This window comes from Tetzosporium hominis (assembly GCF_002265435.1).
GTDB classification, from domain to species: domain Bacteria; phylum Bacillota; class Bacilli; order Bacillales_A; family Planococcaceae; genus Chryseomicrobium; species Chryseomicrobium hominis.
Genome location: NZ_NOKQ01000134.1, coordinates 336581 through 356008, shown reverse-complemented (window position 1 = coordinate 356008; position 19428 = coordinate 336581). Strand labels below are relative to the sequence as shown.

The 19428-nt window shown below is 42.3% G+C and carries 18 protein-coding genes; 3 read left to right on the top strand and 15 right to left on the bottom strand.

Annotation, left to right across the window (positions count from 1 at the left end):
• Positions 1 to 72: 72 nt before the first annotated feature.
• Both CF394_RS02675 and CF394_RS02670 read left to right on the top strand, forming a co-directional pair.
• Positions 73 to 933, top strand: a complete 861-nt coding sequence (locus CF394_RS02675; RefSeq protein WP_094941719.1) for a hydroxymethylglutaryl-CoA lyase — start codon at positions 73 to 75, stop codon at positions 931 to 933.
• Positions 934 to 976: 43 nt separating this feature from the next.
• Entirely contained in the window at positions 977 to 1921 is a 945-nt protein-coding gene (locus CF394_RS02670) for an alpha/beta hydrolase (RefSeq protein WP_094941718.1), read from the top strand.
• 7 nt (positions 1922 to 1928) lie between these two features.
• On the opposite strand, the gene CF394_RS02665 is transcribed toward CF394_RS02670, so the two are convergent.
• From CF394_RS02665 to yneA, 5 genes are all read right to left on the bottom strand, one after another.
• Positions 1929 to 2174 (bottom strand): YneF family protein, encoded by a 246-nt coding sequence (locus tag CF394_RS02665; RefSeq protein ID WP_439332849.1) that lies wholly within the window; start codon positions 2172 to 2174, stop codon positions 1929 to 1931.
• Between the two features lie 120 nt (positions 2175 to 2294).
• Positions 2295 to 4283, bottom strand: coding sequence for a transketolase (gene tkt, locus CF394_RS02660; protein ID WP_094941716.1), 1989 nt, complete (start codon positions 4281 to 4283; stop codon positions 2295 to 2297).
• A 71-nt stretch (positions 4284 to 4354) separates the two neighbouring features.
• Positions 4355 to 4588 carry a DUF896 domain-containing protein gene (locus CF394_RS02655; RefSeq protein ID WP_094941715.1) on the bottom strand — a complete coding sequence of 78 codons (234 nt, stop codon included), beginning with the start codon at positions 4586 to 4588 and terminating at the stop codon, positions 4355 to 4357.
• A gap of 84 nt (positions 4589 to 4672) precedes the next feature.
• Positions 4673 to 5323, bottom strand: a complete 651-nt coding sequence (locus tag CF394_RS02650; protein WP_094941714.1) for a YneB family resolvase-like protein — start codon at positions 5321 to 5323, stop codon at positions 4673 to 4675.
• Entirely contained in the window at positions 5320 to 5631 is a 312-nt protein-coding gene (gene yneA / locus CF394_RS02645) for a cell division suppressor protein YneA (RefSeq protein ID WP_094941713.1), read from the bottom strand. Before yneA ends, CF394_RS02650 begins: the two co-directional genes overlap by 4 nt.
• 160 nt (positions 5632 to 5791) lie before the next feature.
• Between yneA and lexA the strand changes: the two genes are divergently transcribed.
• A complete protein-coding gene (lexA, locus tag CF394_RS02640; RefSeq protein WP_094941712.1) occupies positions 5792 to 6415 on the top strand; it encodes a transcriptional repressor LexA in 624 nt (207 codons plus the stop codon).
• 244 nt (positions 6416 to 6659) lie between these two features.
• On the opposite strand, the gene glnA is transcribed toward lexA, so the two are convergent.
• The 10 genes from glnA to mutS form a co-directional block, all read right to left on the bottom strand.
• The gene (gene glnA / locus CF394_RS02635) at positions 6660 to 7994 is read right to left on the bottom strand and encodes a type I glutamate--ammonia ligase (protein ID WP_094941711.1); all 1335 of its coding nucleotides are present in this window, start codon (positions 7992 to 7994) and stop codon (positions 6660 to 6662) included.
• 19 nt (positions 7995 to 8013) lie between these two features.
• Entirely contained in the window at positions 8014 to 8406 is a 393-nt protein-coding gene (locus CF394_RS02630) for a MerR family transcriptional regulator (RefSeq protein ID WP_094941710.1), read from the bottom strand.
• An 83-nt stretch (positions 8407 to 8489) separates the two neighbouring features.
• Positions 8490 to 9746, bottom strand: a complete 1257-nt coding sequence (locus CF394_RS02625) for a methionine gamma-lyase family protein (protein ID WP_094941824.1) — start codon at positions 9744 to 9746, stop codon at positions 8490 to 8492.
• A 39-nt stretch (positions 9747 to 9785) separates the two neighbouring features.
• Positions 9786 to 10013, bottom strand: coding sequence for an RNA chaperone Hfq (hfq, locus tag CF394_RS02620; protein WP_094941709.1), 228 nt, complete (start codon positions 10011 to 10013; stop codon positions 9786 to 9788).
• Between the two features lie 52 nt (positions 10014 to 10065).
• Positions 10066 to 10977: a tRNA (adenosine(37)-N6)-dimethylallyltransferase MiaA gene (gene miaA, locus CF394_RS02615; protein ID WP_094941708.1), complete on the bottom strand. Its 912-nt coding sequence runs from the start codon at positions 10975 to 10977 to the stop codon at positions 10066 to 10068.
• Positions 10974 to 11885, bottom strand: coding sequence for an alpha/beta hydrolase (locus CF394_RS02610; RefSeq protein ID WP_094941707.1), 912 nt, complete (start codon positions 11883 to 11885; stop codon positions 10974 to 10976). Before CF394_RS02610 ends, miaA begins: the two co-directional genes overlap by 4 nt.
• Entirely contained in the window at positions 11885 to 13516 is a 1632-nt protein-coding gene (locus CF394_RS02605; RefSeq protein ID WP_094941706.1) for a glycerol-3-phosphate dehydrogenase/oxidase, read from the bottom strand. The genes CF394_RS02610 and CF394_RS02605 overlap by 1 nt, the downstream gene beginning before the upstream one ends.
• The gene (gene glpK / locus CF394_RS02600; RefSeq protein ID WP_094941705.1) at positions 13513 to 15024 is read right to left on the bottom strand and encodes a glycerol kinase GlpK; all 1512 of its coding nucleotides are present in this window, start codon (positions 15022 to 15024) and stop codon (positions 13513 to 13515) included. The genes CF394_RS02605 and glpK overlap by 4 nt, the downstream gene beginning before the upstream one ends.
• A gap of 12 nt (positions 15025 to 15036) precedes the next feature.
• Positions 15037 to 16812, bottom strand: a complete 1776-nt coding sequence (gene mutL, locus CF394_RS02595; protein ID WP_094941704.1) for a DNA mismatch repair endonuclease MutL — start codon at positions 16810 to 16812, stop codon at positions 15037 to 15039.
• Between the two features lie 7 nt (positions 16813 to 16819).
• Entirely contained in the window at positions 16820 to 19351 is a 2532-nt protein-coding gene (mutS, locus tag CF394_RS02590) for a DNA mismatch repair protein MutS (protein ID WP_094941703.1), read from the bottom strand.
• Positions 19352 to 19428 lie beyond the last annotated feature (77 nt).

The window sequence follows — 19428 nt, the reverse complement described above, 5'->3', positions numbered from 1 at the left end:
GTTCCTCCTCTTCATCCCTCTTGCGACCTTCGTCCCCTTATGCGTAAACTAGAACTAAGGGGGAATGGTACCATGATTAGTTTACCAAATGCAGTGACAATAATCGAGGTGGGGCCTCGAGATGGTCTACAAAATGAAAAACAACAAGTAGCAACGGCTGACAAGCTTGCTTACATCAGGGCTTTACAACAAGCAGGTATTCAAGAAATGGAACTTACGTCATTTGTATCACCAAAGTGGGTGCCGCAGATGGCGGATGCTGCTGAAATTCTTGATCAAGTAGAACGAAAGGACCGCCAGTTTGTATTAGCTCCAAATTCGCGAGGGATTGAGAACGCTCGCACGGCTGGAGCCAATCATATTGCAGTTTTTGTTGGTGTATCAAACACATTCAATCAAAAGAATATTAACAAGTCTACTGCAGAAGCAGTGGACCAGTTACGAGAGCCTATCAAACAGTTGCTTCAAGAAGGTGTCTTTGTAAGAGCCTGCATTTCAACAGCGTTTTATTGTCCTTATGAAGGGAAACAGGACCTTAACGACGTTGTAGCCTTATGCCGGGAATTTGTAGAATTAGGTGTTCAAGAATTAAGTGTAGCAGACACGATTGGGAAAGCATCACCACTTGAAAGCTATACGGTATTTTCTACATTAAAAAATGCATTCCCTGACACGTTACTGACTGCACACTTTCACGACACGGAACATATGGCGCTCGCCAATATTTTCGCAGCACTTCAGGCGGGTATAGACAGATTCGATAGCTCCGCTGGAGGACTTGGAGGTTGTCCATTCGCACCGGGTGCTACAGGAAACGTAGCAACCGAACAAGTTGTAAATATGTTGCATAGAATGAATATACAGACCGGAATCGACGAGACACTCTTAAAAAAAGCTGTTGAAACCATTCAACCGCATGTGTCAATCCGCTAACATCAGGGTACAGTGCTATATATCCTAGTATGGAGTGATGATTATGAAAAAGAGAGTCATCTTATGGACAAGTTTTGTAACAAGTCTATTTACAGCACTGGCTACATTGGTTGGATTCGTAGCAACCAATAGGCTTATGTATATCAAGCAGAAAGAACCCGATTTTATTTTAAACAGGGAGATCTCCGAGAAACGATTAGACCAAAATTGGTATGACGCGATTCGCAAAGAAGAAGTATGGATCACTTCAAAAAATGGCTATCAACTAAAGTCGATTTTCATCCAGCCTCACGACACTAAAAACTATGTCATCATTTGTCATGGAGTCACTGAAAATAAGATCAACTCCCTACGATTTGTTCGTATGTTTGAACGCCTTGGGTACAACAGTGTAATCTATGATCACCGTCGTCACGGAGATTCTGGAGGAAAGACGACAAGTTTTGGTCACTTTGAAAAAATGGATTTAGAGGCAGTTGTGGACACGCTTAGAGAACGCGTAGGTGAAGGTGGTATTATCGGGATTCACGGAGAGTCTATGGGAGCCGCTACGACTCTGCTGTATGCAGGTTCGATTCGAGATGACGCAGATTTCTATATTTCCGATTGTGCATTCTCTGACTTTGAACGGCAAGTACATCATGTGATGATGCAAACCACGCCAATTCGTTCAATGCTGACGGTGCGTCTTGCCAATCTGTTCATGAAGCTTCGAGAAGGCTATACATTCCGACTCGTTTCTCCAATTGACATCGTGGACAAGATCGAAAAGCCCGTACTATTTATTCATTCGCGACCAGACGACTTTATTCTACCGGAGATGGCACAAGAGCTTTATGATAAAAAACAAGGACCTAAAGAGCTCAAGTTTTTTGATAAGGGAGCTCATGCCAAGTCATTTAATGAAAATCCAGAAGAATACGAACAGACCGTTCAGGACTTTTTAATTAAATATTCCTTATATACAAACGAAAAGCAGCTCACATGAGCTGCTTTTACTTTTGTTTACCTGGTTTCGTTTGTACACGGTTCATTTGAGCCATCATTTGTTTTACTTGCTTCTCTGATGGTTTACGTCCCATTTGGGCCATCATCATGCGAAGCATTTGTTCATTGATTGGCGGATTGTCTTTAAGATATTTCATCATATATTGACGTGCTGCAAAGAATCCTCCAACAAGACCGAGAATTAGAGCAACGATAATCAATGTGATTGCAAGTGCTAAGTTCAAGTATGTCATCCTCCTTTGCTAGCTAATCGACGTGTCTCAGACACCATTCACTAGTATACACCATCTTTTATGGAGTTGACTAGAGTCTAGCAAAAAAGAGCACTCGAAAGCCCGAGTGCTCTTTAAAGATTAGTTCAATGCTTTAAATTTTGCTGCTACGTTTTCAGCTGTGAATCCGAACTCTTCCATGATTTTCTCGCCTGGTGCACTTGCTCCAAAGCGGTCAATCGCTAGAACGTCTCCATCAAAGCCAACATATTTATGCCAGCCTAGGGAAGATCCCATTTCGATAGCTAAGCGTTTTGTAATAGAACGTGGAAGGACAGACTCTTTATAAGCTGCATCCTGTTGTTCGAAGCGGTCCCATGACGGCATCGACACAACAGATACTTCAATACCCTCTGATTTTAGAAGCTTTTGAGCTTCTACAGCCAAGCTCACTTCAGAACCTGTAGCAAGTAGAAGACCTGTTGGGTTTTCTCCAGCAGATACAACGTATGCACCTTTTGCTACGCCTTCTGCCGCTCCTGAAACTGTACCTTCTAACACCGGTAAGTTTTGACGTGATAAGACAAGAAGTGTTGGCGTATCTTTTGACTCGACAGCTAATTGCCATGCCTCTTGTGTCTCAACTGCATCTGCAGGACGTATTACTGAAAGACCTGGCATCGCACGAAGAGCAGCTAGATGTTCAACTGGCTCATGTGTAGGACCGTCTTCACCAACAGCAATGCTGTCATGTGTGAATACATATGTCACTGGCAAGTTCATCAATGCTGATAAACGAATAGCAGGGCGAACGTAATCGCTAAACACGAAGAATGTTCCACCGAACACCGTTAAGCCACCGTGAAGTGCCATACCGTTCAAAGCAGCGCCCATTGCGAATTCACGAACACCGAACCAGATGTTTTTGCCATCGTAGCTATCTGCTGAGAAGTCTCCTACACCTTTGATAGTTGTTTTGTTTGATCCTGCTAAGTCAGCGCTTCCGCCGAAGAAGGATGGAAGTGCTTTTGCGATAGCGTTAATTGCATCTCCAGAAGCCGAACGAGTTGCAACTGAACTTCCCACTTCATAGGTTGGTTTCACAGAAGCCCAATTGATCGACTCTTTGCCTTCGATTGCATTTTTTAGCTGGCCAGCAAGTTCCGCATTTGATTTTTCAAACTCAGAGAACAAACTGTTCCATTTTTCTTCTTCGACGCGACCTAATTGATCTGTAGCTTCTTTAAATGTTGTGTAAACCGTTTCATCTACGTAGAAGTCTTCTTCAAATGTCCACTTGTACGCTTCTTTAACAAGTTTTGTTTCATCAGCACCCATTGGAGCTCCGTGTGCATCAGCTTTTCCTGCACGGTTTGGAGATCCAAAACCGATGATAGTTTTCACTTCGATTAATGTTGGACGGTCTGAAGTCTTTGCTTCAGCAATAGCTTGGTCAATTGCTTCTACATCATTTCCATCTGCAACATGTAAGTAGTTCCAGCCGTATGATTCGAAACGTTTTTGTATGGACTCAGAGAATGATTTATTCAAATCACCATCAAGTGAAATATCATTGCTATCGTATAGGACAACTAGCTTGTTTAATTTCAAGTGACCAGCTAGTGAAATGGCTTCTGCTGCTACACCTTCCATCAAATCTCCGTCTCCACATAAAGCATACGTATAGTGATCGACAACGTTATGAGTCGTATTATACGTTGCAGCAAGATGTGCTTCTGCCATTGCCATACCTACAGCCATACCAATTCCTTGTCCTAGTGGACCTGTTGTAGCTTCTACTCCATCTGTATGGCCGAACTCTGGGTGACCAGGTGTTTTTGAATCCCACTGACGGAAGTTTTTGATTTCTTCCATTGGCAGATCATAACCACTAAGGTGAAGTAGACTATAAAGAAGCATAGAACCGTGACCTGCAGATAACACAAAACGGTCGCGGTTAAACCACTTTGGATTTGATGGGTTGTGACGAAGGTGACGTGTCCACAATGTATAAGCCATTGGTGCGGCCCCCATAGGTAAACCTGGGTGACCTGAATTGGCTTTATCAATGGCATCAATTGATAATGTACGAATGGTATTGATTGCTAATAAATCTTTCTCTGCTTGCATGAACGACATCCTCTCACTTTTGATTACTCTCTTAGTTTAGTCAACCTTTAGAGTTCTAGCAACTACTTCTACTAGTTCAAGCGATTGTTTTGCTTGGCTTGCTTCACTTTATCAGGTGTTACATCATTTCCATCAGGATCCACAATCTTCACATTTTCGATCGTTTTTCTCATAGTGGAACGAAATGTTTCAAGATATTCTTTACGAAGAGCCGTTTGTTCTTTTGCTTCGGCTGTAGTTAATTTTTGTTGTTTCGATTTATTTGAAAGTTCGCTGATTCGAGCTAATTTTTCTGGACTTAACATGCGATTCCCTCCTTGCTTTCTACTACACATTAGGAGAAATTCAATAAAAGTGCAAGAAAAAAGACATTCCTGCATAAGGAACGTCTAAGCTTGTTGTTTGTATTCTTTGTAACGTCTATGTACCGTGGCTTTACTGATTGTGTGACCTAAAGCAGAAAGCGTTTGACTAATCTCGTCATAGGTCATTCCAGCTACTCGGAGTCGAACAATCTCTTCAATCGGAACTTCAATCCGTTCTCTGCCTAATTGATTTCCACGAGACTTTAGATTGTGTTCGGGTTGATAGCCATTCTGCACAGCACGTTTCATTCCTCTACGAATTTTTGCATTGTGAATTTTCCGTTGGTATTCCTCTACAACTGAAAGAATCCCGAGTACCATCGTATCCGTTTCAGAAAGAGCCAATGTACCTTCTTCACGAGCGGTCAAAATCTTTACAGATTCTTTTTCAAGTAGATGCAAGATGGCCATGCGAGCATGACCTCTTCCTAATCGAGTCTCATCTTGAATCAGTAAATAATTTACGTCTTCTTCTTTGATGCAAGTTAACAGATCTAATAGTCCGTCTCTATCTACTTCATAACCGCTCTGTTGATCACTGAACGTACCGATGATAGTTAGTTTATGATTTCTAGCTAATTGTTCCAGTTCCTCTGCTTGTCGTTCCAGCGACGTTTCTTGTGCTTCTTTTTCCGTACTCACTCGTGTGTATATTACACAGTTGTTTGTTGTCATTCTTCCACACCTGCCACTTGTGTTGGTTCTCCTAAGTAGTTGAATTGTGAATCCGAAGGGATGACTAATTGTTGGCCAACAAGAATTTGGCTATCTGTCATTTGATTTAGTTCCATTACTTGATCGATCCAGTGGATTCGTTCAGTTTCAGTTACATAGTGCTCTGCAAGAGTCCAAAGGGAATCTCCAGAAGAAACCGTGATGGCATCCGTCTGATGATTTTGCCCTTTGAAGTGTAGCGTAGTAATTGTAAAAAGTATAATGACGGCTAAGCATGTAGTATAAAGGATTCCTGATTTTTTTAGCATCGTATCACTCCTCAAGAATGTATGTTCGTATTTGTAATCTCATCATAATACGAACACACGTTTCTTGTCAAACCATTTTAGAACCTATGTTTGCATTTCATAGTAGAGAATGGTATACTTCAGTTATGAAATAAGGATCGTGATATGGAGGGGAAATCATATGAGAAAGGCTTCAAAAAGACAAGAAGATATTCTGGCTTTTATTAAAGAAGAAGTACGAAAAAAAGGGTATCCACCTTCCGTTAGAGAAATTGGAGAAGCGGTAGGTTTAGCATCTAGTTCCACTGTGCACGGCCATTTGGCTCGTCTAGAAAGTAAAGGCCTTATTCGTAGAGACCCTACGAAACCACGCGCTATCGAAATTCTAGAAGATGAAGCAATTCAAGATATTTCACCAGCTGCCGTCCTTCAAGTACCACTTGTCGGTAAAGTCACTGCTGGACAACCGATTACAGCTATCGAAAATATTGATGAATTCTTCCCTCTCCCTACTACTTTTGGTACTATGGACGACCACCTGTTCATGTTAGAAATTATGGGTGACAGTATGATTGAAGCTGGAATCTTAAATGGTGACTACGTAGTAGTAAAACAACAAAACTCTGCAAATAATGGAGACATTGTTGTTGCCATGACAGACGAAGACGAAGCTACAGTAAAGCGCTTCTTCAAAGAAAAGAACTACTTCCGTTTACAACCTGAAAACTCTTCTATGGAGCCGATCATCGTAGAAAATGTATCGATTTTAGGTAAAGTAGTTGGCGTTTACCGTCATATCCATTAAAACTTTATACAAAAAGGCATTAGCTACAACTCATTTAGTTCCACAATGAAATCAAAGACAATAAAATGAAGAGTGTGTAGGGATGACTCCAGCGGGATTAAAAGCGAAAACTGAGACCGAGGCTCAGCCCGCGCCCGCGGAACGCTTCACCTACATACAGTAGAATATACAAAAAAGGCATTTTCTCGAAGATGAGAAAATGCCTTTTTGTATACGGCTGGGACAAAACCCTGCCTCATATGGATTAATACATTTTTAAGTACTGCTCGCGCTCCCAAGGGTGAACTGTCGTGCGGAACATATCCCACTCGATTTCTTTAGCTTCTACAAAGTTATGGTAGATGTGCTCTCCAAGTCCTTGTTTCACTGTTTCGTTCTTAGAAAGTTCTTTAAGAGCAGATTGAAGCGTTCCAGGAAGATTTGCGATTCCTACTTCTTCACGTTCTTTCTCGTTCATATTGTAGATATTGCGATCTACTGCAGGTGGTGGCGTCAATTTGTTTTTGATACCATCAAGACCTGCTTGCAAGATAACTGCCATTGCAAGGTAAGGGTTTGCTGCTGGATCAACTGAACGTACTTCGATACGAGTACTTAGACCACGTGATGAAGGAATACGAACTAATGGGCTACGGTTTTGGCCAGACCACGCTACATAAACAGGTGCTTCATAACCAGGTACTAGACGCTTGTATGAGTTTACAGTTGGGTTCGTGATTGCCGTGAAACCTTGTACGTGCTTCAAGACGCCCGCCATGAACTGCATAGCTGTTTCACTTAACTGCATGTCTGCATTTTCATCAAAGAACGCATTCTCTTTACCATTGAATAACGATAAGTTAAAGTGCATCCCAGAACCGTTTACACCAAATAATGGTTTTGGCATGAATGTTGCGTGTAAACCGTGTTTACGTGCAATTGTTTTAACAACCAATTTAAACGTCTGGATGTTATCACATGCTTCAACAGCATTCGCATATTTAAAGTCAATTTCGTGTTGTCCAGGTGCTACTTCGTGGTGAGAAGCTTCAATTTCAAAGCCCATCTCTTCAAGCTCTAGAACGATATCACGACGGCAGTTTTCACCTAAATCCATTGGTGCAAGGTCAAAATAACCACCGTGGTCATTTAGCTCAAGAGTTGGTTCTCCTTTTTCATCTAACTTGAACAAGAAGAATTCAGGCTCTGGCCCTAAGTTGAAAGATGTGAATCCTAACTCTTCCATCTCTTTTAATACACGCTTCAAGTTGTTGCGTGGATCTCCTTCAAATGGTGAACCATCTGGACGGTTGATGTCACAGATCAGGCGAGCTACTTTCCCTTTACCAGTAATCCATGGGAATACTACCCACGTATCTAGATCAGGAACTAGGTACATATCTGACTCTTCGATACGCACAAATCCTTCGATGGAAGAACCGTCAAACATCATTTTATTATCAAGCGCTTTGTCTAACTGACTCACAGGAATTTCAACATTCTTGATTGTCCCTAAGATGTCTGTGAACTGAAGTCGGATGTACCGAACGTCATGCTCTTTTACTAGATTCTTAATATCTTCTTTTGTGTACTTACCCATTTTTTCACTCTCCTATTTATTAATAAGACTTGCCATTGTTAAAGAACCGTGACAAATCGCCTTGCCTTAAAGAGACACGCTGATTCAGTTGGGATTTCTTCAACTCTTCTTTTACGATTGAGCGAAGCTCCACATCCGAGATCTTATGTACGGAGGTAGCAGTAGGTTGTTTTTTCATCTCAAAAATTTGTTTGATTCCTGCAATATTTACTCCACTAGCAAGTAAATCTTTAATCTCGAGAAGCGTGTCAATATCATCTAATGAAAACATGCGTTGTTTCCCCTCTGTTCGAGAAGGAAAAATCAATTCATTTTCTTCATAGTAGCGTATTTGTCGTGCCGTTAACCCTGTCAATTGCATCACAATATTCATAGACAGAATTGGCATTGAACGTCTCCATTGCTTTTCCATACTGCACCTCCTCTCTTTGTGTACATTCAGTATATGTCATGTAAGTTAACATGTCAACACCATGTCAGTTAAACTAACATATTTTATTTTAATCTAAATAGAGAGCGAGTTACCGCGTATTTAATGTGTTCATAAGTAAGACCACCTTGTACAAAAGCAGTATAAGGAGCTCGAATTGGACCGTCAGCAGTCAATTCAATGCTTGATCCTTGCACAAATGTCCCCGCTGCCATAATGACATCGTCTTCATAACCAGGCATGTAGGCTGGAACGGGTGCAAATTGAGCGTTAATAGGAGAGCTTGCTTGTATTTGCTGACAGAATCGAACCATCTCTTCTGCCGTATCAAAAATAACGGATTGAATTAGGTCTGTACGTGTTTCTGTGGAAGCAGGTGATGCCGTGTAGCCTGATGCTTCTAAAGCAGCAGCAGTAAAATAAGCTCCTTTAACTGCTTGCAATACGATGTGGGGTGCCATGAAAAATCCTTGATACATATCTTGAAGAGTATGTAGAGATGCGCCTGCCTCTGCTCCTATACCCGGAGACGTCATTCGAAACGCACATTTTTCTACAATTTCTTCTTTTCCCGCAATATAGCCGCCAATTTTAGCAAGACCACCTCCCGGATTTTTTATTAGAGAACCTGCCATAAAGTCCGCTCCCACTTCAGTGGGTTCTCGTTCTTCTACAAACTCTCCATAACAATTGTCTACAAACACCAAACTGTCCGGTGAAAGTTCTTTGACGAAACGAATCATTTGTTCGATCTGCTCAATTGAATAAGATGGCCGCGATGCGTATCCTCTCGATCTTTGAATCGCAATAACTTTCGGTGACTCTTTACAAACAGTACGAAGCTCTTCCCAGTCAACAGTTCGGTCGTCCACTAAATCTAAATGTCGGTAGCGAATGCCAAAATCTTTTAAAGAACCTGTATCAGCTTCTCCTCCATCGACGATAGAAGCAAGTGTGTCGTAAGGTCTTCCAGTGATGTAAACGAGTTCGTCTCCAGGACGCAAGACTCCAAACAATGCAATAGTTATCGCATGGGTTCCTGAAATGATTTGTGGACGCACTAATGCTGCTTCAGTGCGGAAAACGCTAGCATAGACTTTTTCTAGCGTATCTCGCCCTTCATCGTCATAGCCATAACCAAATGAAGGCTGCAAGTGATGCTCACTTACTTGGTTTTCCCAAAATGCCTGAAGTACCTTTTGTTGATTTGTAAATGCAATGGCTTCGGCCATACGATGTGAAGAAGCTATGGACTCTTCGATAGTTGTGATAAATTCTAGTTGTTCAGCGTTTAAAAACACGGGTTCATTCGTTCCTTTCATACGGAAAGAAAGCCCGTCCACTGGGGACGAGCCTCTTTTTTAGTTTGAAGATAATTGAAGATCTACTTTTTTTGTTGGTGCAAATGTCGAAATGGCATGTTTATAGATCAGATGTTGTTTGCCATCTGCCTCTAAAAGGACCGTAAAATTATCATACGATTTAATAATGCCTTTTAATTGGAATCCGTTTAATAAAAACACGGTTACAAAAATCTCATTTTTTCGTAGTTGATTTAAAAATGTATCTTGCATATTGGCGTTTGCCATAGTGCCATTCCTCCCTTTTCCCCTGTATAGTGTAAAGATTCGCTACTCAGCTTTAATTTCCTTTTAAAAAATTCCGGCAATCTTCAAGGATTTTGTGTTGATCTTCTTCAGGATGATACCAGATTACAGGGAGTTTGTTGCGGAAATATGTCAACTGTCTCTTTGCGTAGTGTCTGGTGTTTTGCTGAATCGTTTCAATTAGTTGTTGCTGTGGCCAGCCAAATTCTAGGCTTTCTACAACTTCTTTATATCCGATTGCTTTTAAGGACTGCGCTTCTTTTGAAGTATGCGATAAGATACTTTTTACTTCTTCAACCAATCCTTGTCTCATCATAAGACCTACTCGTTCATTAATGCGACTATACAGCTCCGCACGGTCCCTATTGAGCCCGATTAGATAAAAATCGTAAATGGCTATTCTGCCAGCCTGTTGTTCAATCTCCTGTTGCTTCTTACCCGTTTGCAGGACGCGTTCAAGAGCCCGAATGACTCGTTGTTTGTTGTTAGGGTGAATAGCATTTGCTGCATGCGGATCTAACTGCTTTAGCTCTTCCCATAATGAACCCTCTTTCCTTGCTTCAAGCTGAGTTCGAAGGGCATCTGAAGGTGCGGCTTCTTCAAAGCGGTAATCATATAGCACTGCTTGAATATAGAGACCGGTCCCTCCTACGACAATAGGTACTTTCCCACGAGCTGTAATGTCTTCAATCTGAGACCGAACGAGTTGCTGATATTCAGCTACGGAGAAGGATTCTCCGGGATCTTTAATCGACAATAGATGGTGCGGTACACCTTCCATTTCTTCATCAGATATTTTTGCGGTACCGATTGTTAATTCTCGGTACACTTGCAAAGCGTCTCCGTTGATGACTTCTCCATTTAACTCTTTCGCTAAGCGAATACTGGTAGCCGTCTTTCCAACAGCGGTTGGCCCGACCAGTACAAGCACTTTTGTAGCATTCATTTTTTCACTATCCAATTCGCAATGTGATCATATACTTTATGGCGATTGTGCCCATTTAAAATTTCATGACGCTCTTGTTCTATTAAGACAAGGGTGACATCTTCCATACCTATCTTTTGATAGTCTCGGGCAAGAAGGCGAACCCCTTTACCATAATTTCCAACGGGATCGTCAGTTCCTGCAATGAGTAAAATCGGTAAGTCTTTCCGGACGCGTTCCAGTTCTTTTTTAGAATGAATCGTCTGAAGACCGTCTAGTAAATCGACATAGAGCTGATTTGTAGGAACAAATCCGCAAAAAGGGTCTTCCTCGTAAGCTCGGACCGTTTCTGTGTCCGTTGACAACCAGTCAAATTTAGTAGAAGGCGAAGTAATTCGTTTGTTGTAACTACCAAACGTCAACTTGTTCAGTAAGTCACCTTGCTCTGTTGCACCGCCTCCTCTTGATTTCCACGAGGCAATACGACTTCCGATTTTGCCCATAAATCCTGGGTCTCCACCTGTTCCAACCAAAATAAGTTGGTCTACTACTTGAGGGTACTTTTGCACGTAACGTCTAGCAAGAAAGGAACCCATACTATGTCCAAGTAAGATGACTTTCTTGTCACTTCGATCACCAGTGTGCAAATGAATCAATTCATTACAATCGTCAACTACTCGTTCAAATCCTAGTTCGTCTGCAAAATAACCAAGCTTTCCAGCCTGCATCCCTGTTTCCCCGTGCCCCCGGTGGTCAGGAACAACGACTTCGTAGCCTTTGTCACCTAAAAATTGTGCAAAATCATCGTAACGTCCTCCATGCTCTGCAAGTCCATGAAGAATAAAGACAATAACTTGTGCATCTGGTTTTGGATACACTCTAGCAAATAAAGATGTTCCGTCGGTCATCTCTAACCATTTCGTCTCCATCAACTCTCCCCCTTGGCATCTTGAATCAATCGAAGCAATTCTTGTTGTTGCTGGTTCTTTTGTTCTTCCGAAAGATTTAATTCTTGAGTAAGGATTGCACTTACATCATTCCAAGTATACTCAACATGCGCAATATCAAAATAGAGAGCTCCTGTGCGACGAACGAAGAAATCTGCTAGACTCGTGACCATCTCGTTGTGAATCGTGTAGTACAGGAGGAGTCGGTCTTTAATGTTCAGTGTAGGAGCTTCCCATTTCTCGACATAGGAAAGGTAGCCAATTGCAGATTCCACATTCTTACCTAAGAACCTTACAGCTTGTTTTGCTTCCGTCAACGAAAGTCCATAATAGATCAATTGTTTGGATCTTTCATATAAGTATTCATCAAAATCTAATAACCCAAAGTCTCCTCCTGATAGTGGTAGCTGCTTCGTTGGAGAAGGGGGAAGTTCACGGTCAAAGTTTTTTGCAATCGTGTCGATGACATCCTCAGCCATTTTGCGGTATCCAGTTAGCTTCCCACCAGCAATAGTAACGAGCCCAGAACTTGAAACCCAAATTTCATCTTTACGTGAGATTTCGGAAGCGGACTTCCCATCCTCAGAAATCAGAGGACGTACACCAGCCCAAGTGGACTCTACGTCATCTGCAGTGAGCCCGACAGAAGGGAACAGACCATTCACCGCATCTACGAGGTAAGCAATATCTTCTTTCGTAGCGACTGGGTGCACTGGGTCTTGATCGTAAAATGTGTCCGTTGTTCCCACATACGCTTTCCCATCACGTGGTACAGCAAAAATCATCCGGCCGTCTGGCACATCGAAGTAGACCGCTTGTTGGAGTGGGAATTTCTTTTGATCCACGACGATGTGAACACCTTTAGTCAGTTGTAGGTGTTTATTATTATCGATTACATCCTTTTCACGAACTTCATCGACCCAAGGACCAGCCGCATTGATTATAGTTTTAGCATGAATGTCAAACAGTTCATGGGTCATTTGATCAAGTGCTTGAACGCCTATGACTTTTTCGTCTGCATAAATAAATTCATCTGCTTTGACGTAGTTCAGACAAACGGCACCGAGTTCAATCGCTTTCTTCAAAACTTCGATTGTCAAACGTGCATCATCTGTTCGGTATTCTACATAATAGCCGCCGCCTTTTAATCCTTTTGGCTTAAGCAACGGTTCAAGACCGAGCACTTCTTGCTTCGAGAGCATTTCACGGCGCTCATCTTTTTTAACGCCAGCCAAGAAATCATACACTTTTAAGCCTAGAGAAGTGGATAACGGTCCAAATGTGCCATCTTTATAAAAAGGCAGCATCATCCATTCGGGTGTTGTGACATGTTTGGCATTTTGATAAACGATGTCTCGTTCTTTCCCAACTTCACTGACCATCTGTACTTCAAACTGCTTTAAATAACGCAAGCCACCGTGAACCAATTTCGTTGATCGAGAAGATGTACCGCCTGCAAAGTCTTGCATCTCGATAAGTGCTACGGTCAACCCTCGGGAAATAGCATCAAGCGCAATGCCCGCTCCAGTAATCCCTCCGCCAATCACCAATACATCAAACTCATAACTGTCGAGAGTGTCTTTTAAGTAAGCTCTGTCTAAATACGATTTCATACCGGATCCGTCCCTTCGTTCGGTTTAAAAGCACGTGCAGCTGATACGGCCATATGCCAGCCTTTATAAAGCGCGTCACTAGTTTTTGTTTGCATGTTTGGCGTATAGGTGTGAGAAGTGACGTGGAGGTCGGAAAGTTCTTCTAATGATTCCCAGAAACCAACCCCAAGTCCTGCTAGATACGCTGCGCCAAGAGCCGTCGTTTCATTCAGACCTGCTTTTTCTACATCTGCTTGCAAAATATCCGACTGGAACTGCATCAAAAATGCGTTATCGACAGCCCCACCGTCTACACGTAAGGATTCAATTTCCATACCAGCCGCTTGCTGCATTGCAACTAAGACATCTTTCGTCTGATAAGCAAGTGACTCAAGAACCGCTCTTACAAAATGCTCTTTTTCTGTCCCTCTCGTTAATCCGAAAATGGCACCTCGTGTATCTGAATCCCAATAAGGTGTTCCAAGACCAACAAATGCGGGTACCACATAAACGCCTTCAGTCGAATTGACGCGCGTCGCGTAACTTTCAGAATCAGAGGCGTTGCGTAACATGCGCAGACCGTCTCGAAGCCACTGGATGGCCGACCCCGCAACGAATACGCTGCCTTCTAAAGCGTAGTGCACTTTACCATCAATACCCCAAGCAATCGTAGTCAGGAGACCGTCATCTGATTCAACAGCGTCTTGTCCTGTATTGAGTAGCATGAAGCAACCCGTACCATAAGTATTCTTAGCCATTCCTTTTTCGAAACAAGCTTGTCCAAAGAGAGCGGCTTGCTGGTCCCCTGCTGAACCAGTAATCGGAATCTCTTTTCCAAAGAATACCGATGGGTCTGTTGCTGCAATAGATCCTGAACAGTCTACCACTTCTGCTAACATCGAAGAAGGAATGTTCATTTTTTCAAGCAACTCATCGTCCCACTTTAAATCGTGGATATTATAGAGTAGCGTTCGAGAGGCATTGGAATAATCGGTAACGTGAGTCTTGTTTCCGCTTAGCTTCCAGATCAACCAACTTTCAATTGTACCGAACAGCAATTCACCATTTTCAGCCGCTTGGCGTGCGCCTTCTACCTCATCTAAAATCCAGGCAATTTTACTTGCAGAGAAATACGGGTCTAGACGAAGGCCCGTTTTTTTTCTAACTACTTCTTCATACCCTTTATCTTTCCACTGTCTAATGATGCCAGTCGTTTGACGAGATTGCCAGACGATGGCATGGTAAATTGGCTTACCTGTCTTTTTGTTCCAGACAACGGTCGTTTCCCTTTGATTGGTGATTCCAATAGCTTTTACTTGCTCAGGCTGAGCATTTGCTTCCGTCAGGACACCTGCGATACAAGACAAGACAGTACCCCAAATTTCTTGTGCGTCGTGCTCGACCCATCCGGATTTAGGAAAATGCTGCGTAAACTCTTTTTGAGAGGTATGTACCGGCTTCCCTTTTTGGTCGAATAAGATCGCTCGAGAACTTGTTGTTCCCTGGTCAATTGCTAAAATATAGTCCATGTCAACACTCCTTTACATGACGCGTTTGAACATCTTTTCTACTTCATAGCTTGAAAAATGAATGACGACAGGGCGCCCGTGCGGACACGTATAGGGCTGTTCACATTCACGAAGATCGTTTACTAATACGTCCATTTGCTCTTTAGACAAATAATGATTTGCTTTAATAGACAATTTACAGCTCATTAAAATAGCCGCTTCTTCTCGTAACTTCGCGATATCTAGTTGTTTTTTATCAAGGACTAGCTGCAACAGCGTCTCTACGATTTGTCGTTCTTGATTTTTAGGATACCATGAAGGATGCTCGCGAATGATGAAACTTGAATTTCCAAATTCCTCGAGTACAACCCCTACTTCTTCTAGCTCAGCTAGTCTTTCTTTAATTCTAAGCGCCTCGTCGAGCGTAAAGTGAAACGTCAAAGGTAACAATAACAGCTGACGCTCTTCATGATTTACTTCCCCTACTTTCGTACGGTAAAACTCATACTTGATACGTTCTTGAGCGGCATGTTGATCAATCAGGTAAAACCCATCTGCTGTTTGTCCGACAATATAAGTTCCGTGAATCTGTCCGACAATATCCATTTCCGGTAATTCAGGTACTTCTGGTCTTTCTGGTTCTTGATGAACCGGCTCTTTAATTTGCATGTCATTGCCTAAATCAACCGGTGGCTCAAGTACCCACTCTTCATGAATGACTTCTTGGTTTGAAATAGGAACTGATTGTGTGAATTCTTTCGTGAACAACTGCGGTTGTTCTGATGTGTGTACTTTTTTGGGTGCTTGAACTTTCGGAATTTCTTGACGAGCGCGAATCGCCTCTCGAATAGTCTTTGTAACAAACAATTCGAGTTCCTTCTCTTTACTGATCCGGATCTGATGCTTTGCAGGATGCACATTGACATCGGATAACAACGGATCTAACTCAATTGAAAGCAATGTAATCGGGAACCGTCCTATTGGCAAATACGTATGATAAGCTTCTTCAATTGCACGGTTTAATCCAAAGTGTTTGACCCATCTTCCGTTTACGAGCACGGTCAAGTAGTTTTTTGATGCACGAGTGATAGATGGTTGACTCGTCAGTCCCGAAATTTTGAAATCTTCATTTTCCGCTTCGAAAGCGACTAATTGTTTAGCGGTTGCTGTACCGTAAATGGCAGCTGCCACTTGTTGCAAACTACCCCTCCCCGAAGTTTGGAGCAGTGTTTGTCCATTATGAATCAGCGTAAATGCAATATTTGGGTAACTCAGTGCCAGACGGTTGATCAAATCAATGGAATGCCCAAGTTCGGTTTGAATAGATTTGACGTGTTTCAAACGAGCAGGAGTGTTAAAGAACAGCTGCTCTACTTTAATTATAGTGCCTTTACGTAACGGACCGTCTTGTAAAAGTATCCGTTTGCCGCCTTCCATCGTAAGAACCGTCCCTTGATCCATTCCGGTAGATGTTTGCATCCAGATCTTTGACACTGCAGCGATACTTGCTAATGCCTCGCCGCGAAATCCTAACGAGCGAATTCGAAACAGCTCATGTTCACTGGATAGTTTAGAAGTCGCGTGACGGGAAAACGACAGTTCTGCATCTTCTCGAACCATCCCGTCTCCGTTATCAGTCACTTCAATTTTTTGCAATCCCGCTTCCACTAGCTCGATTTGAATAGATGTGCTGTTCGCGTCAATTGCATTTTCTACGAGCTCTTTAACAACACTTGCTGGACGCTCCACAACTTCGCCCGCAGCAATTTTATTGGAAAGCAATTCATCCATTACTTTGATTTTGGCCATGAATGAATCACTCCTTTTTCGCGTCTTTTTGAAGTTGATACAGGGTATTAAGTGCCTCTAGAGGCGTCATTTCTAGTACATGCAACTCTTTTAACTGATCTAGTACAGGATGAGTCCCTTCAACTACAGCGACTGGTGTCGAATCCACTTTCTGAACCGGTGAAGACGTCTCGAAATCAAAAATTGATAACTGCCTGTCTTCCTGCTCCTCGTAATCGTCTAGAAGTTGTTGGGCCCTCTCGATAATCGCTTGCGGAAGTTCGGCGAGCTCTGCCACATGGATTCCATAACTTTTATCTGCAGCTCCGTCTTTCACCTTGTGTAAAAACACCACTTTACGGTCTTGTTCAGAAGCTGCCACATGAACATTTTTGAGTCTGTCTAGGCGCCCTTCTAATTCCGTCAATTCATGATAATGCGTAGAAAATAGAGTGTTCGCTCCAATATGGTCATGAATGTATTCCATCATAGCTTGAGCTAAACTCATTCCATCATAAGTAGATGTTCCTCGCCCAATCTCATCAAATAACAACAAACTCTTCGAAGTAGCTCCGATAATAGCATTGCGAGATTCAACCATCTCGAGCATGAATGTACTTTGTCCTCCTGCTAAATCATCAGCCGCTCCAATACGTGTAAAGATTTTATCTGTAATCGGAAGTCTCGCTGACTCAGCGGGTACATAGCTTCCCATTTGTGCCATGATCAATGTAATGGCGATCTGTCGCATATACGTACTCTTACCAGACATATTGGGTCCTGTAATCAATAACATATTTTTATCGTTCGTTAACACGCAGTCATTGGCCACATAGTGATGGTTGTTCATCATCTTCTCTACTACTGGATGACGACCTTCTCGAATCTCCATATGTTGTCCCTCTGAAAATTCTGGTCGTGTCAGTTGATAGCGATTCGCGCAAGTAGCAAAGGCTTGTAGAACATCTAATTCACTCAGTGCATCTGCAAGTTTCTGCAGAGAAGAGATATGTGTTTGAAGTTCTTTACGAAGGTCTTCAAATAACGCAGTTTCTAATACGAGCGCTTCTTCTTGAGCATTCAGAATCAAGGTTTCTTTTTCTTTTAACTCTTCGGTAATAAATCGTTCAGCATTAGCAAGCGTTTGTTTTCGAATGTAGCGAGAATCATCCGCCAGATGCACCATTGATTTGGTTAACTCAATGTAATAGCCAAAAATTCGGTTGTAGCCGATTTTCAAATTTTTGGCACCCGTCTTTTGCCGTTCGCTCTGTTCGAGTTCCGCTAACCAGTCTTTACCATTTGTATCTAAGTAGCGCAGTTCATCAAGCTTTTCTGAATACCCTGCTCGGATGACGCCTCCTTCCTTTAACGTAAGAGGCGGGGAGTCCGCAAGTGCTCGCTCAAGAAGCTCTCGGCAAGCTATAGGATCTTCTAGACGTTTTCCAAAACTAGTTAGTGCTGGATGTGCTGCTTGTAACAGAAGTTCTTTTAGGAGCGGCACCTGTTGCAGGGTTCGGCGTAACTGGGCCGCATCTTTTCCTGTCAAAGTGGCAAAACTGACTTTTCCTAAAAGACGTTCCATATCATAGACTTGCGTGAGTGCTTCTTTGATTTCTTCATGTAGTAAGAATTCACTGAGAAACGCATCGACATAATCGAGACGCTGTTCAATAAGGGTTTTGTCAGCTAGTGGTTGGTGAATCCACTGCTTTAATTTGCGAGAACCCATGGCTGTCTTGGTCTCATCTAAGAACCAGCTTAAAGTTCCTTTTTGTTCTCCTGTGCGAATGGATTGGATGAGCTCTAGATTTCGTTTTGAAGCACTGTCAATACTTAAATATGCCGTCTCTTCGTAATGAGAAAACGGTTGAATATGGGAAAGTGTACGTTTTTGTGTCGCTTGCAAATACGCTAGTAGCAACTCGCTTGCTTCGTTTGTTACGAGTTCTGAATTTAGCAAGTGTTCTTGTGTATAGACAGATAAATGAATGTCATACAACTCGCTTAACTCTTCTAATAGTAAAAAATCCTGCTCAGCAACAACTAACTCTTTAATATTCAGTTCCTGCGCTTTTGCAATTAAACTCTTTGCGTCATTTTGAATTGACGTAGAGCGAGCCTCTCCTGTAGCCAGATCAACATATGCAAGTTGTGTCGGCCCTCCTAAGAGCGCTGCTCCTATGTAATGGTTGGTAGAAGAAGAGATCGTCTTCCCTTCTAAAAGTGTTCCCGGAGTAATCACTTGAACTACTTCTCTTTTGACAATTCCTTTCGTGAGTTTCGGATTTTCTACTTGTTCACAAATAGCTACGCGATGTCCTTTGCTTACTAAAGTCTCTATGTATCCAGCGGCTGAGTGATAAGGCACTCCACACATAGGAATTCGCTCCTTAGCACCGGCATCTTTTCCAGTCAGCGTAATTTCTAAAATGGCTGCTGCTCGTTTCGCATCTTCAAAAAAGAGTTCATAAAAATCCCCTAATCGAAAAAATAGGAACTCGTTCGGATAACCTTCTTTTATAGTTAAGTATTGTTGCATCATCGGTGTATACGTCATCGTTCATTACCGCCTTTAATTTCTATCAATGTAGTGTTAGTATAGCAGACTTTCAGGAGTCATTAAAAAAGGAACCT

What these genes read in the sequence shown, in the direction of transcription:
- CF394_RS02675 (WP_094941719.1), top strand. Translation starts at nt 73, where the DNA reads ATGATTAGTTTACCAAATGCAGTGACAATAATCGAGGTGGGGCCTCGA.
- CF394_RS02670 (WP_094941718.1), top strand. Translation starts at nt 977, where the DNA reads ATGAAAAAGAGAGTCATCTTATGGACAAGTTTTGTAACAAGTCTATTT.
- CF394_RS02665 (WP_439332849.1), bottom strand. Translation starts at nt 2,174, where the DNA reads ATGACATACTTGAACTTAGCACTTGCAATCACATTGATTATCGTTGCT.
- tkt (WP_094941716.1), bottom strand. Translation starts at nt 4,283, where the DNA reads ATGCAAGCAGAGAAAGATTTATTAGCAATCAATACCATTCGTACATTA.
- CF394_RS02655 (WP_094941715.1), bottom strand. Translation starts at nt 4,588, where the DNA reads ATGTTAAGTCCAGAAAAATTAGCTCGAATCAGCGAACTTTCAAATAAA.
- CF394_RS02650 (WP_094941714.1), bottom strand. Translation starts at nt 5,323, where the DNA reads ATGACAACAAACAACTGTGTAATATACACACGAGTGAGTACGGAAAAA.
- yneA (WP_094941713.1), bottom strand. Translation starts at nt 5,631, where the DNA reads ATGCTAAAAAAATCAGGAATCCTTTATACTACATGCTTAGCCGTCATT.
- lexA (WP_094941712.1), top strand. Translation starts at nt 5,792, where the DNA reads ATGAGAAAGGCTTCAAAAAGACAAGAAGATATTCTGGCTTTTATTAAA.
- glnA (WP_094941711.1), bottom strand. Translation starts at nt 7,994, where the DNA reads ATGGGTAAGTACACAAAAGAAGATATTAAGAATCTAGTAAAAGAGCAT.
- CF394_RS02630 (WP_094941710.1), bottom strand. Translation starts at nt 8,406, where the DNA reads ATGGAAAAGCAATGGAGACGTTCAATGCCAATTCTGTCTATGAATATT.
- CF394_RS02625 (WP_094941824.1), bottom strand. Translation starts at nt 9,746, where the DNA reads ATGAAAGGAACGAATGAACCCGTGTTTTTAAACGCTGAACAACTAGAA.
- hfq (WP_094941709.1), bottom strand. Translation starts at nt 10,013, where the DNA reads ATGGCAAACGCCAATATGCAAGATACATTTTTAAATCAACTACGAAAA.
- miaA (WP_094941708.1), bottom strand. Translation starts at nt 10,977, where the DNA reads ATGAATGCTACAAAAGTGCTTGTACTGGTCGGGCCAACCGCTGTTGGA.
- CF394_RS02610 (WP_094941707.1), bottom strand. Translation starts at nt 11,885, where the DNA reads ATGGAGACGAAATGGTTAGAGATGACCGACGGAACATCTTTATTTGCT.
- CF394_RS02605 (WP_094941706.1), bottom strand. Translation starts at nt 13,516, where the DNA reads ATGAAATCGTATTTAGACAGAGCTTACTTAAAAGACACTCTCGACAGT.
- glpK (WP_094941705.1), bottom strand. Translation starts at nt 15,024, where the DNA reads ATGGACTATATTTTAGCAATTGACCAGGGAACAACAAGTTCTCGAGCG.
- mutL (WP_094941704.1), bottom strand. Translation starts at nt 16,812, where the DNA reads ATGGCCAAAATCAAAGTAATGGATGAATTGCTTTCCAATAAAATTGCT.
- mutS (WP_094941703.1), bottom strand. Translation starts at nt 19,351, where the DNA reads ATGACGTATACACCGATGATGCAACAATACTTAACTATAAAAGAAGGT.